Source organism: Flavobacterium sp. (assembly GCF_025352425.1).
GTDB lineage: Bacteria > Bacteroidota > Bacteroidia > Flavobacteriales > Flavobacteriaceae > Flavobacterium.
Window position 1 is genome coordinate 29,084 of the sequence record NZ_JANXTI010000052.1, and the last position, 14,196, is coordinate 43,279.

The window sequence follows — 14,196 nt, forward strand, 5'->3', positions numbered from 1 at the left end:
CCAGCTGGTAACAGCCGTTTCTCGCAATTGCGAATTTTGTGGTAAGTTCACGTTTACGTTTCGCAAGAATTTTTATCTTTAACGGAAAATAAGAAGTTCCGAAGTTCGCAACTGACGAGAAGCGGCGGAACGTTATATGAAACCCGTGAGCTACACGGAACGTTGAAAAGAAACTGCTCAAAAATCCACTATTTAAAAAACAATTACAAAATAAAAACCTTTACCTTTACTAAATGGTTTTCAACTTAAAAATACTTTTCATTTCTCTAATTTCGTGCTGTTATTTAAACACAGTATTTGAATTTTCAGACATTGAAGAAAAGCAAAATTTTCAAAATGAAACTCATATTTATATCTATCAATCTCCTTTAGATATAAGCACAACAAAAATTGAATCTCAAAAACAATTAAACGATACTTTATTTTACGCAAAACCAGAAATAGTTATAACTCAAAAATATATTTCTGAAAATGTAGCTAACTACAATCTTAATAAATATTCAGAACCACCCGAAAGGCGTTACATTCTTTACTCTTCACTATTAATTTGATATTATAAATAAAATTACTGTTACATAAATTATGTGACAAACATTCTATTTTATTTATAATATCAAATTACACTAAAATGCTAAACATATCATTTTTAGACCTTTCCTCGTTTACAGGATTAGTCGCCACAGTCGTGCTATCTTTCAACTTCCTTTTAGGAATGTTATTAAGCACAAACTACAAACGTCAAACGTATTGGAAAACGCTACCCAAAAAAATCAAAAACATTAATCTGTTCGTTTTTCATAATTGGACAGCCTACATCGCTTTATTTTTGGTCGTTCTGCATCCAACATTACTACTATTTGATGCTTCAACAAAATTCAAACTCATTGACATCATTTTTCCAATCAACGCACCAACACAAAAACTATTTGTTGCTTTTGGAACACTTTCAATGTTTGCAATAGTTACGGTTATCATAACAACCCAAAAAATAGTGAGAGATAAAATGAGTTTTCGCACTTGGAAAAACATACACCTTATTTCTTATGGTACGGCAATGCTATTTGTAATTCACGGAATAATAATGGACCCCTTATTAAAAAACCGCCCTGTCGATATTTTTGATGCCGAAAAATTAGTATCAGAACTTTGTCTAATTGTTTTAATTGGGGCTACTTTTATGAGATATAAATTCCACATTAACTCTAAAAAAGCAAAATGAAAAATTTATATTTATCATTGTTGCTCTTGTGTTTCATTAATTCAATAGCGCAAAATGACAGCATCAAGCATTTTAGTTATAATCCCGATGCAGGCTTACAGTACAAGAAAAATGATTTTCAATGGACAACTTGGGCATTTGCCGAAAGATTATTTTCACCAAATCAACTTCCTGTGTGGCGAAGAGCTCGGCAAGGAATGGAGTTTCAATTACCAAGTTATCCATTCAAAATAAACGGAAATAAATACCGTTCCACGGTATTTTACGAAGTTGATTTTACGGATAACAATTTCTTCCAAGATAGTAAACGCTTCAAAATTTTGGAAAACTTATTTGTAACTTTTCAAAATACAAATGACCCAAATAAATTCAGAATATTGTTTGGCGAAAACACTAGCATACTTTCACGAGAAGATAATTTGTCGTCAGGTAATCTTCCAACAATAAACCGAAGTTTAATACTAGAACAACACGGAAACACAAATAGTTTTGGCACACAATGGGGATTTCAAATTCAATCACAAATCAGTAAAAAAACTTTTTTACAAGCATCGATGCAAGACAATCGGGGTTCGCTCAATCAAGACCAACCCAATTTTCAATTTTGGAATGCATTAGCAATCAAAATAACACAAGCACTAATTCAACCTAATGATAAAAGTGTTGAAAAACTAAATATCGGTTTTGCAATCGACCATACACGCAACATAAATAACAAAAGTTTCACACTACTTTCGGCAATAAACAATGAAAATCTTGGTAATACATCAGCAACCGGAAACAAACTAACTTTTGAAAACAATGCAGATTATACAAACAAAATCGGAAGTCATTATTATACATTAGAATATGAAGCAATATATTCTAATTACTCCAACCAAAACTTAAATGTTTCAGGCGGTTACGGACAAATACAATTTCAAGTATTTGAGAATACTAAAATGGGCGATTTAGTTCCGTTTGTACGATATGATTTAGTTACACTAAATAATCAAATAGAAAACGCAACAGAACAAGCACTAAGATTAGGAGTTAATTATAATTTACCTTTCACAAATAAGTTAATCAATTTCCATGTCGAATACGCACATCATTCATTAAAAGGTTCACAAACCACAATCACAACATTACAAAATCAATTCGACGAATTCAGATTTGGAATTCGAGTAAACGCAACAAGATATTTACGATTTTAAATTTAATCGTTAGAAAATAAATCTTACAAATATTTTTTTGCTATTTTTGGTTTACTATTAATTCAAAACCAACTTATTATGGCATCAACATCCGAAGTAGGACACGCAAAAAACATTGCAAACCTAAATTTATTAAACACTAACATTATTGCTTTGGGCGCAACATACAACCCAAGTAATCCAAAATTACTTTTACCAAATTTACAAACCATCTACACAACATCTTTTACCCAACAAGCGAGTGTAAATAATCTGGTTGCACCCTACTCTGTTGCGGTAGATGAAAGAGAAGTAATCTTCAAGCCTTTAAACCGTGAATTAACCAAACTCCGAAAAGCCTACAAAGCAACAGAGGGAGTTACACAAGTGCAACTTGAAGATTTTATGACAATCATTCGTAAACTGAAAGGGATTAAAAAATCAAAAGATAATCCCTCAACCGACCCGAAAGATGAACAAGACAGCTATTCAACTTCACAAATGAGTTACGACCAACGTACAAACACAATGGATTTGTTAATCTCATTATTACAAAACACACCAAATTATAACCCAAACGAAAACGAATATAAAATCGCAACCTACCAAGCCAAAAAAGCTTCTATGCTGGTTAAAACCCAAGCCGTTGCAGACACTTTCATACCTTTAAACAATGCTCGTAGCACAAGAAACACAACACTATACAATTCAGAAGATAACCTTGTAGATACTGCTAACAAAGCCAAAGATTACCTATTCACAATCCTTGATGCGAGTTCAGCACAATACAAAGCTATCTCAAAAATAAAATTCAAAAAACGCTAAACCGAATAAGCAATGTCCAAATCGAACAAAGCCTTGGCGCAATCGAACAAGGCTTTGGCTCGACTAAACAAGACACAGGCACAATCGAAATAAGCATAGTCCAAAATAAACAAGACAATGTCCAAATCGAACAAGGCTTGGGTTCAATCAAACAAGACAATGTCCGAACTAAACAAAGCTATGTCCCGAGTGAAATAAACGAAGTCCAAAACAGAAAGTGGAAGAGCGAAACAGATAAAGAAGCTAAATAAAAAAAGCGGGCATCATATAACAGCCGTTTGGCAAGATTGCGAATTTTGTATTAAGTTCACGCTTCCGTTTCGCAAGAAGTATTATATTAGTGGAAAATAAACGGTTACGAAGTTCGCAACCTCGCCAAGCGGCGGAACGTTGTGTGCCCATATTATCGAACCGCCAATTCCGTTAAGCCTGATGCTGTGTAAACGTCATCGTGAACATAAACTATACTCCCAATAAAGTGAGCATTTGTCTTGTCGTTTTTACCCGTTTCGATAATGTCGTGAAGTAGCTGTTTACATTGAAAAAGTGTCCAGTCGTAATTTCTCTGATAAACAGGAATGGCAAATGTTGTTTCATTTGTCGCTAAGAATTTATCTACTTTGGTTTCGTTTGCTTTCATATTTTATTTCTGTCTGTCTGTTTGTTTACGACTTCCGTAGAAACTGTTTGCTAACGTTCCGCCGCTTCTCGTCAGTTGCGAACTTCGGAACGGATTATTTTCCGTTAAAGATAAAAATTATTGCGAAACGTAAACGTGAACTTATAACAAAATTCGCAATTGCGAGAAACGGCTGTTGTGTGCTGTTTTTTTATTTAATTTTCTTTTCAAATCTTCTTTTTGAACGTGCAAAAGCCGTTTCCTCCCAAGTAGAATCAAATCCTTGCCAAAAAATTCTTATCGTATAACTTCCCATATTTGTCCAAATTAAAACATCCATATCGTCATATTTGAAATAGATATTGTTGTTATCACCATTTTCATTTAAGAATTTTTTATTTTCTTCAATCGAAGTCACAATTTTATTTAAAAACTCAATTGCTTTTTCTTTTTCGAGATTCTTGAATGAATAACCTTGATACAAAACACCAGCTTCGTTCCAATAGTCACCATAAAAACCTAAAATTAAACCTTCTTTTTGTTTCGCTTCACATTTATATAACAAAGTTGTAAGTTCCCCTGAACTTGCCGCAGCAAGTGGAATAACTTCAAAAGGAACTATTTGTTCAGTAGTACCTAAAACATTTTTAAATAAAAATTCTTTGGATTTAAAGAGTGATATTTCTTTACTAAATTCTTTAGCTGTCCAAATATTATTGCTATTTACTTTAACTTGCGAAAAAGAATATGTTATTGACAATAAGAATGTTAAGGTTAAAAATTTAATTTTCATTTTTGTTTATTTTAGTTGTTTTTTAAGTTTTCAATTCTTTGATGAACAACTGCAAATTCTTCATCTATCATTTTTAGTTTATTAGAACTTATATTCGTTAATTGCTTTATCATATCATAAATCCCAATTATTTTATTCATTAATATATTAAATATGAATGTTACGCAGATAACAATAAAAATGCAGATATTTTTATATGAAAGTTTTGTTGTATCATCGTTTATTGAAATTAGAATAAACACTATTGGTAAAATATATAAAAGTCCAAATTCAAAATATTTTACTATTTTATATTTTGATGATTTTTTAATCAATTCGGGTAATTTTCTGCCAATTAAAAACATTTTTCCACTTAACCAAAAAAAACAAAACATTACCAATTCTACAATTAGTGAATCTTTATTTTCTATTATCCAATTTTTAATGATTTCAAAAGTCATCTTTTTTTTGTTTATGGTCGGTTTTCTGTCGCTCGAAAATAGCACACAACGTCCCGTGGCTTCACGAAGTGGCGAACTTCGTAACCGATTATTTTCTGTTAAAGATAAAATTTCTTGCGGAAAATAAACGTGATTTTACCACAAATTTCGCCATTTTGTGAAACCGCTGTTGTGTGAAGTGCCATTATTTAAGATATATTTCATTTTTAACGTAAGTATTATTCAGCCAAAAACAATGCTTTGTGTATTCATTTTGTTTTGTTAATTTGTCTTTTTTCGGCAATTCAAAAGTATCAGAAGCATCTTTTGCGTGAGGACGAACGTGAGAAATTGAACTAAATTTCTTGCTGGGAAAATTCGTGAAACGAATTTCCTTGCCTTTTTTATTAGTTTTTATTTCTTTTACGATTTCGCCTTTTGCAACAATTTGTTTTGTTTTTGTCCAAACTTTTTCAACTTCGATTAAGTCCAAATATGGTATATTCCAAAATTTAACTTTTCTTAAAATAAGTTTTTCGTTCTCAAATTGAAAGAATACAAATAGAAATTTATGTTCCAAAATGTCTTTGAAATCAGAATCTTCCCACTCTTGATTAACAATTTCTTTATACTTAAAATTCGGAAACGAAATGTCTTCTTTTGGCAAATCATTTTCTTTTAAACGCACGGTTTTTACAATAATTTCTGCTTTTTCAAACTCTTCGATTTCTTTATCAAGTTCAATCCCAAGAATTGCTTTTGTCAAATTTGCGTAAAAACTTTTTGCTTTTATGTTTATGTCAATTTTCAGAATTTTTATAATTTCTTCCTCTGTTTTTCCGTAAAATAGTTTGAATTTTGAAACTACAATTTCTTCAATTGTTTGTTTTTTAGCAACTTGAGCGTTAGGAATTAGTTTTCCGTAAATTCCTTTACTTTCGTTTGCAATTGATGCAATGATATGATTTACATATCCTTGCTTAAAAGAATATGCTCTTTGTTTTGCTGGAATTTCGCTAAATGGTTGTTTTCTAACAGACAAAGCAGTTGCACCTTTGGTGCAAGCACCAAGATAAAAAGTGTCGCCTTCAGAAAGTTCGTGTGCTTTTCCTTCAGCGATTTTTTTTGTAATTAATTCCCAATCTTTCCTTATAATTTCTAAATCTGTTGATGGAAAACTCCATTCATCAACAAGTTTTATTAAATAATCTAAAATGTCAAATCCCGCTTGATGTAAATAGAAAATCAAAAGAATGCTTGCATTCTTTTTGAAAAAATCACTATTTTCAAAATTCTGATTAACAACATTAACGTAGTTAATGATGTTCAAAACTAATCGCTCTTTAGAGCGAAATTCGTCATTTTTCAGTTGCTTTAATGGAGAAGATTTTAATTCCATTCCAATTTGTGCAAAATCAGCTTCCGCCAAAGAATTTGGTTCATAACCAAAATAGAATTTCTCTAAAACTTGACCAAAGTTTCCTTTTCCTGAATATGAGTGCTCCAAAACTTTTGAGTCGCAAACTTGTCTTAAAGATTTACCTTTTAACTTTTTTGCATACTCGATTACAGAGTTTTTGTCGCTTGGATTATACTGTAACTTCATTATTTATTTTTTGAGTTAAAGCAATTCCAATTTTTTCTATTACTCCAACAACCAAAGCATTTCCCATAAAAAAAGCACGTTTTGTGTCGGTAACTCCGTCAAATTTTGTGTGATTATCTGGAAACATATTTAATCTTTCAAGTTCAACTGGCGATAATCTTCTATAACCTTTTGCTGTTTTTATTACGTGTTTAAATCTCGAAGCAGATTTTCCGCCTTCGCCTGTAATTATTGTTCTTGATGGTTTTTCTAACGGATCTGGAAAAATCATTCCACCTTCACTATAATTGTATTCAAAACCTTGAGAATTTTTTCTCATTTCTTTTTTTGCACCTTTTAAGTAAAACCATTTATCCAAATCTTCTTCGTTTATATAAAACTCCTCGGTTACTTCTCCATTTTGAATTATATCTTTTAGGATTGTAAATTTGTCTTCGTAACTTGGTTTAGTTTTTATTGTAGTTACAATTCCATCAATCATAATTCCTGTATTTTCAAACATTCCTGTTTTTCCATTTTTGTTGAAATTTTCTGAAATTTCAACAATATCTCCTTTCAATTGGAATTCATTTGGAAATAAAATATTATCTGATTGAACAGGAAAAGCATTCGCCAATGTTCCATCTTTAAGCAACCAATCGTTTGAATTAGTTTCTTTAATTTCGTTATAAATTGTTGAATTTCGGGAATATGCTAAAATAAAAATTCTTCTTCTTCTTTGTGGCATTCCATATTCAGCAGCGTTTACAACACGCCATTCAACTGCGTATCCTAATTCATTTAAACTTTTTAGAATAATTGCAAAATCTCTTCCACGTTGTCCTGATGGAGAAATTAAAAGTCTATCAACATTTTCTAAAAATAAATATTTAGGTTTGTTTACTTTTTCGCTTAATATTTTATGAATTGACCACCACAAAACACCCTTTTTCCCTATCAATCCTTTTGAATTTTTTAGCGTTGTAGCAACCGAGTAATCTTGACAAGGAAAACCACCAACTAACAAATCGTGATCTGGAATTTCAGATATTTCTACACTTGAAATATCATTATTTGAATGTTTTGAGTTTTCCCAACGGCTTTCATAAACCATTGAAGCGTGTTGCACTTTGGTAGATGGTTCCCATTGATTGCTCCAAACAACTTCGTATGGAGTTTCAAATTCTTCTTTATAATTAGATGATGAGGATTTATTATTCCAACCTTCTAAACCAAGTCTGAAACCGCCAACTCCTGCAAACAATTCTACAACTTTTATTTTATTTTCCATCGTGAATAGTTTTTAAGTAAATTGCTTTCTCTTCTGCTACTTTTAGGACTTCTCCGATATTTTCTTCGTAATAAATTGTGTTTGCAATTTGGTCACTTAACCAGCTTGTAATTAATTTATTTTTATCTAAATCGTAAAATTCCGCAAACTTTTCAACTTGTTCTTTCGATGGTTTTCTTTCGCCACGTTCAAATTTACTGACAATTGCTTGGTCAATGTCAAGTGCAGATGCAACTTGTCTTAACAAAAGTCCTTTGTTTTCTCGTTCAATTTTGATAATATCTCCAAATGTTTCCATAAGACAAAATTTGTTTTGACAAAAATAGTCAAATTAATTTTAGAAACAATTTTTTTAAAGATTATTTTGTTAGATGCAGTTTTTTCAGCGTCTCGCAAGGCATTTCACACAACGTTTCGGCGCTTCTCGTCAGTTGCGAACTTCGGAACTTTATATTTTCTGTTAAAGATAAAACTTCTTGCGAAACGTTAACGTGAACTTACAACAAAATTCGCAATTGCGAGAAACGGCTGTTGGCAGATGCCGTTTTTAGGTTTGCAATTATTCCTTGATGAATTTTTTATAAACTTTTTCATTTTCTATCTGAATTTCCATTAGGTAAATTCCCTCAGAAAGATTTTCTACATCAATTTCATTAATGTTTTGGATTTGCGTCAAAACTTCCTTTCCAAATGAATCAAATATTGTTATTTTTTCAATTTCTGCATTATTTTTTATCTGGATAACATTTTTTGTTGGATTTGGAACAATTTGTAGTCTATTGTTGTTTGAATTTGATATGAAATTATCATTAGATAAAGTAATAAGATAATTATATGCTACTACTGAGCAAACCGAAGAACCAGTTGCTGCCCAAGGACTAACATTTGTAGGAGAACAAATTGATCGGACAAAATATGCATAACAATCAGTAGATTGAGGCAAATCTGTTATATAAAATGTAGTTGTTGAAGTAATTATTCCAAATGTAGGCAATGCGTCGCCTACGCTAAAATTAGGTATAACTGCAACTTCCCAAGCAGTTGCGGTACCGTTTTCAGTCCAACTTAATTCTACATTATCTAATAATGCAATATTTGACGGTGCAGGACATTGACCGTTACTAATTAAAAAGGCAAGAGATATAATTAAAGTTATAATTTTTTTCATAATGGTTATTGTTTATGTGTTTTCTATGTTCTGTGTAGCTCGACGGTTTCTGCCAACGTTTCGCTGCTTGGCGTCAGTGGCGACAAGTTGAACGTGTTGGTGTAAATATAAGAAAGTTTTCCGGCTTTCGATTTTCCGTCTAAGGAAAATCGGAACCAGCCATTGCGCCAAACAGCTGTTATAAGCTGGCTTCGTATTCCCATTGGTAAGTTTCATATTTCACTTCCAATTATTTTCTATTATACACTTTCTGTTTCACTTTCGCCCAAGCTTTGTTTCGTTGAGACATTGTCTTGTTCGATTGCGCCCAAGCCTTGTTCGATTAGGACATTGTCTTGTTTACTTTGGACTATGCTTATTTCGATTGCGCCAGTGTCTTGTTCAGTTGAGCCAAAGCTTAGTTCGATTGCGCCGAAGCTTTGTTCGATTTGGACATTGCTTATTCTACTTCAGCGGATGCTTATTTCACTTTGGCGGAAGGCTTGTTCATTTTGGCGGGTGTCTTGTTCATTTTCTGAAAAGTTAGTTTCAAAGCTACTTTTTCGGTTTCTTATAACGTGAATTTCCTTTACCGCAAAATTTTTGAGAAGCTAGCTTATAACGTTCCGCCGCTTCACGCAGTGGCGAACTTCGGAACGAATTATTTTCCACTAAGATAATATTTCTTGCGAAATGGAAGCGTGAATTTACCACAAAATTCGCAATTGCGAGAAACGGCTGTTGGCAGTAGTACTTTTTATTCTGGAGCTTTCCATTTTATTTTCTTCTGTATTTCTTCAACCTTGTAATCTCCAATCTCTAAGATTTCTCCTCTATCATTTATGTAACCATATTTTTTACATTCAATGGAGTAGTGGTGGCAATCACTATGATTTGCTTCTTCTGCCAATTCCCATGGTTTTTTTTCACAACTTTCTCCAATAATTGCTTTCCCTTTATAAAATGAAGATGCTATTTCAAATTTAGGTTTTATGATAATTTTCCCTTTATAATCTGCAAATCCAATTTTATCATTCTCATCGACAATTCTAATTTTGTTGTCAATTATTTCATCAGGAGTAGGTTCTCCATAACTTGTGTTATAGACTTTGAATAAAATCTTTTCATTAATGTCAATTGCTGACCAACCTCTTTCTCCTTTGATCATGAAAATAGCAAAGTATTTGTATTTATCATCATTCAATGAAATGACATATTTTGCTGTGTCCAGCTCTTTTATTGTTTCTCCTTTTTCATTAACCAAATAATAAATTGACTTCCAATTTTTAGTTTCTACTTCTTTTATTTTGAACTTTGTTTGTCCAATACAATTCAGTGAAATTAAAAGTGAAAATAGATAAGTTAAATGTCTCATTTTACGATTTTTCGGAGTATTACTGCCAACGTTCCGCCGCTTCTCGTCAGTTGCGAACTTCGGAACGAATTATTTTCTGTTAAAGATAAAAATTCTTGCGAAATGTGAACGTGAACTTACAACTAAATTCGCAATTGCGAGAAACGGCTGTTATAGGTAGCCCGTTTTTACTTTTTTCCGCCTCTTGTTTTTCTTCCGCCTATCATTTTCTCTTCCGTATGTTTTGGTTAAGCTTCCCTCTGTCAATATTTAACTTCCGTGCATCAATATTTAATTTCCATATCTCAAGGTATCGCTTCCGCCCTTCAATATCTAACTTCCCTGTACCAGAATAAAACTTCCGCCTGTCAATATTTTTCTTCCGTGTGTCGAGATAAAGCTTCCGCAATTGAATATTATACTTCCGTAAGGTCGTGTTGAGTTTCCGTGTAGCTATTATTTTTTCTCTTCCTTTGGTGGTTGGCTATTTTGGTTTGAAACTACTTTGGCAAAGCTAAAAAGTTGTTGTTTCTTTTTGTCGGTTTTATAAAAATTGCTTGAGATTTTGGCTATGCTTATCACTTGGTCGTAGATTCCGTTGAATGCTTGTATTGCTTCGTCCGTTATTTCTTGGCGTGTTCCTTTGTATGTTTCCTGACTGATATTGGCATTTTTTAAAGTGTCTGCATATCCAATTATGTTGTCAATTGTTACTTGTGCTGTTCCTTTTGCAATGATTTCGGCATTTAGGGTTGCATCCATATTGGTTTTAAATTGGAACAACAAATTGACTAAGCCTTCTTGGTCTCCATTCTGTGCTAACTTATGATAGGTTGTGAAACCGAGTTGCGTAAGGATTTCTGTTTTTTGTGTGGGATTGGCTTTAAAGTCTTGTTCAATTTGTACTTTAAATTCGGCAAGGTCATTTAGTGCCTGTGCCTGAATACTTAGAACAATTTGGGTAGCTTTCCGCATATCTTTTGCTGCATCTTTCCCCAAATAAGTATTGGTTGTATTTTCAATATTTGTTTTTAAATCTTCAAAAAATGGGTCAGCCCAAGTTGTTCTTTTAGATTGTAGTAATGTTTTGTTGGCGATTGCGTTTTCGATAATTGTAGCTGTTGCGGTTAGCATTTCTACATCTTTAGTTTTGTACTTTCTAGGAATGGAGTTCGACATAAGATTTATTTTTAAGAAGTTATATTCAAAAATAATAAATTTTTCTTATGAAATAAAAATGTAGGAAATAAAAAGCAGTTTTGGCGAAGCCAAAACTGCTTTTTATTTAAGGCTGTTTGATTAAAGTATAGTACCCACCAGGAATATTTGGTTCTGGAGATGATGGTGTGCCTTTTAAATGACCAGATATTGCCCAGAGAATAATTATTTTTATTGCTGGTTGTCCACCTTCAATAACTCTTCTTACTATAAAAGAATCTGTCACATTATCTGTTAAATCATCTACAAAACCTAAAGATATTGCTTTCTCATTTGGTGCACATTCTGGGCAAATACCACTTGAATTGGTAATGATGTTATTACCATGAATTGAATAATTTGTTCCATCGGCTCTGTTAATTGCTAACCTACTTAATGTATTTGCTATTTCAGTACCATTTTTTATATATTGATATTCGCCAACTATTAAATCTTCGTAATAATAGTTATTCATTGAAGACATTATTTTTTTCTGCAATACTATTTTTAGAGATGTTGTACCATCAGTATAAATATAAGTGCCTACAAATGGGTCTAAAACATTTTGAATATCTTTATAATATGCTCCATGTATTTCATCACCATTGTCATTTTGTATATCAATAGTTTGTGCTTTACAACTTACTGTTATTGTAAAAAGAAATAATAATTTTATTATATTTTTCATAATTGTATTTTTTTAATTGTTAGTGCAAGGTACTGATTTTACTCCTGATGGTTGACTACTGTCTAATTTTAATGTTTCCCAATTATCAAGGTTGTCATCTGTAGCTTTGAGAATATCAATACCAAATTCTGAGAACTCTTCTAAAAATGTTTTTTCTAATAAGGGAGTTTGATTATTCGTGCTTTTATATTTTTTTGCTTGCTTATTAAGGATTGCTTCAATTTTTTGCTTTTCAGATTTCCCTGAATATTTAGGGCTATTCCATATATCATTAACTTTAGTTGTAAAAGCTAAAAGGTTAGTTATTTTAATTGCATATGTATTTATTATTCCAGCTGCATCTTTACAGACTATCATTGTGAAAACATCTTTTTGACGGAAAGGGGGAACGTGTGATACACAATCTTTTAACCATTTTAAATCTCCAAATGATGGTATTGCATAAGTTATATTTGAAGGATGACAGTGTGCTGCACCAATAACATATTCGCCAAATGATAATTCAACATGATTACTTTCGTCACTTTCTTTTTCTGTTTTAGGGTAGTTATATGTTCCATCAGGATTTGGGTTGGGAGATTTTTCAACTTCAACACCAAATTCTTTTGTTTCATCTAGTTTGGTTTTTAACCAATTTATTTCGGGTTTCATATCGCCAGAATTAGGTTTAGATAAATCTGCTAAATCTCTACAAGGACTTTTTGAGGTTGGCGGTAAAACTAATAAGCCATCATCAATTGGAGTAGTTGTAATACTATTATCTTGAGAACTTCCACTGCCATTTTCGCTACCCGTTCCATTATTTCCACTACTTATACCGCCACTATTAAATACGCATTCGTGTGATGTAATTATATCAGTGCATTCTAAATCTGCAGGTTCATTTGGGTGTTCCTCAATCCATGTAATTACTATAGTTATATCAATACAAACAAACGATTGTGCCTCAACAGGATATTCCACTCCGTTTTTTAATAAAGCTTGGTATTTTATTTCCCGTTGATTTAATTCCTCTTTTGTATAATTGCTTAAATCCTCTTTAGTATAATCATAGTTAACAATATAAACATCATAAGCATTACTGGTGTTTTTATTGAACGTAATGTTTTTAATTTTTACCGTGCTATCAGATTGAATTATAGGGAAAGTGTAGGATTCTTTTCCGTCTTTTGAAATATAGATGCCTTTTTCATCATCATAGAATAGTCCTGAATTTTCATCATAGACTAATTTGGAATTAGCATTTTGTTGCAAACTTTCAGCTTGTAAGCGATTTAAATAGTTTGCGGCTTCGTTGAGTTTAATGTCTGAACGCAACTTAAAATCCTTCATAGAACATTTTTTGACAATGATTTTATTGTCTTTTGCAACATCTTTTTCCGCTTCGCAACTACTAAAAGTAATGCCAATAAGAAAAAGACAGATCAAACTAATGAGTAATTGGTAGAATTGCGATTTGTTTTTTTTCATAATTATATGGTTTTAAAGTTAATATTATTTTTTGCATCTTCATTTTGCATAAGATGGGCGTAAAAGGATTTATTAGTTCCCTTTTATAAGGAATCTTTTGAATGTAATTATGAAAAAAAGATTTCTATAACACTCACTACAGTGTTATAGTTGCTAACCAAGACTAGAAGTGGTATTTGTCTTATTTAACTTTTTGATAATCTGTAATTCAAATGTAGGTTAAAAGTGTTAAAGAAAAACAATTGAACGTCTTTTTTTGCACGTTGTCTTTTTACAATGAGGCATAACGTTCCGCCGCTTCTCGTCAGTTGCGAACTTCGGAACGAATTATTTTCCACTAAGATAATATTTCTTGCGAAACGTGAACGTGAACTTACCACAAAATTCGCAATTGCGAGAAACGGCTGTTATGTG

General features: G+C 32.0%; 15 protein-coding genes. 3 read left to right on the forward strand and 12 right to left on the reverse strand.

Annotated elements, in window-relative coordinates; all coding sequences use genetic code 11:
• Positions 1–628: 628 nt before the first annotated feature.
• The 3 genes from Q0Q99_RS07180 (at position 629) to Q0Q99_RS07190 (ending at position 3,219) form a co-directional block, all read left to right on the forward strand.
• A complete protein-coding gene (locus Q0Q99_RS07180) occupies positions 629–1,219 on the forward strand; it encodes a ferric reductase-like transmembrane domain-containing protein (protein WP_293893570.1) in 591 nt (196 codons plus the stop codon).
• A complete protein-coding gene (locus tag Q0Q99_RS07185) occupies positions 1,216–2,415 on the forward strand; it encodes a hypothetical protein (protein WP_293893572.1) in 1,200 nt (399 codons plus the stop codon). Before Q0Q99_RS07180 ends, Q0Q99_RS07185 begins: the two co-directional genes overlap by 4 nt.
• A 78-nt stretch (positions 2,416–2,493) precedes the next feature.
• Positions 2,494–3,219, forward strand: coding sequence for a hypothetical protein (locus tag Q0Q99_RS07190; protein WP_293893575.1), 726 nt, complete (start codon positions 2,494–2,496; stop codon positions 3,217–3,219).
• Positions 3,220–3,622: 403 nt separating this feature from the next.
• Here the strand turns inward: Q0Q99_RS07190 and Q0Q99_RS07195 are convergent, their stop codons facing one another.
• The 12 genes from Q0Q99_RS07195 to Q0Q99_RS07250 form a co-directional block, all read right to left on the reverse strand.
• Positions 3,623–3,859, reverse strand: a complete 237-nt coding sequence (locus tag Q0Q99_RS07195) for a DUF262 domain-containing protein (protein ID WP_293893578.1) — start codon at positions 3,857–3,859, stop codon at positions 3,623–3,625.
• Between the two features lie 190 nt (positions 3,860–4,049).
• Positions 4,050–4,631: a hypothetical protein gene (locus tag Q0Q99_RS07200; protein WP_293893580.1), complete on the reverse strand. Its 582-nt coding sequence runs from the start codon at positions 4,629–4,631 to the stop codon at positions 4,050–4,052.
• 11 nt (positions 4,632–4,642) lie between these two features.
• Complete coding sequence (locus Q0Q99_RS07205; RefSeq protein ID WP_293893582.1) at positions 4,643–5,071, reverse strand: hypothetical protein; 429 nt, start codon at positions 5,069–5,071, stop codon at positions 4,643–4,645.
• Between the two features lie 184 nt (positions 5,072–5,255).
• Positions 5,256–6,656 carry a Sau3AI family type II restriction endonuclease gene (locus Q0Q99_RS07210; RefSeq protein WP_293893584.1) on the reverse strand — a complete coding sequence of 467 codons (1,401 nt, stop codon included), beginning with the start codon at positions 6,654–6,656 and terminating at the stop codon, positions 5,256–5,258.
• Positions 6,640–7,926 (reverse strand): DNA (cytosine-5-)-methyltransferase, encoded by a 1,287-nt coding sequence (gene dcm, locus Q0Q99_RS07215; protein WP_293893587.1) that lies wholly within the window; start codon positions 7,924–7,926, stop codon positions 6,640–6,642. Before dcm ends, Q0Q99_RS07210 begins: the two co-directional genes overlap by 17 nt.
• Positions 7,916–8,224, reverse strand: a complete 309-nt coding sequence (locus tag Q0Q99_RS07220) for a helix-turn-helix transcriptional regulator (protein ID WP_293893590.1) — start codon at positions 8,222–8,224, stop codon at positions 7,916–7,918. Before Q0Q99_RS07220 ends, dcm begins: the two co-directional genes overlap by 11 nt.
• A 261-nt stretch (positions 8,225–8,485) precedes the next feature.
• On the reverse strand, positions 8,486–9,094 hold the full coding sequence (locus Q0Q99_RS07225; RefSeq protein ID WP_293893593.1) for a T9SS type A sorting domain-containing protein: 609 nt from the start codon (positions 9,092–9,094) through the stop codon (positions 8,486–8,488).
• Between the two features lie 23 nt (positions 9,095–9,117).
• Positions 9,118–9,297 carry a hypothetical protein gene (locus tag Q0Q99_RS07230; protein WP_293893596.1) on the reverse strand — a complete coding sequence of 60 codons (180 nt, stop codon included), beginning with the start codon at positions 9,295–9,297 and terminating at the stop codon, positions 9,118–9,120.
• 533 nt (positions 9,298–9,830) lie between these two features.
• Positions 9,831–10,448, reverse strand: coding sequence for a WG repeat-containing protein (locus tag Q0Q99_RS07235; protein ID WP_293893599.1), 618 nt, complete (start codon positions 10,446–10,448; stop codon positions 9,831–9,833).
• Between the two features lie 435 nt (positions 10,449–10,883).
• Positions 10,884–11,606 carry a hypothetical protein gene (locus tag Q0Q99_RS07240; protein ID WP_293893602.1) on the reverse strand — a complete coding sequence of 241 codons (723 nt, stop codon included), beginning with the start codon at positions 11,604–11,606 and terminating at the stop codon, positions 10,884–10,886.
• 106 nt (positions 11,607–11,712) lie between these two features.
• Positions 11,713–12,312 carry a DUF6705 family protein gene (locus tag Q0Q99_RS07245; protein ID WP_293893605.1) on the reverse strand — a complete coding sequence of 200 codons (600 nt, stop codon included), beginning with the start codon at positions 12,310–12,312 and terminating at the stop codon, positions 11,713–11,715.
• Positions 12,313–12,324: 12 nt separating this feature from the next.
• Entirely contained in the window at positions 12,325–13,782 is a 1,458-nt protein-coding gene (locus Q0Q99_RS07250; RefSeq protein ID WP_293893608.1) for a hypothetical protein, read from the reverse strand.
• Positions 13,783–14,196: the final 414 nt, after the last annotated feature.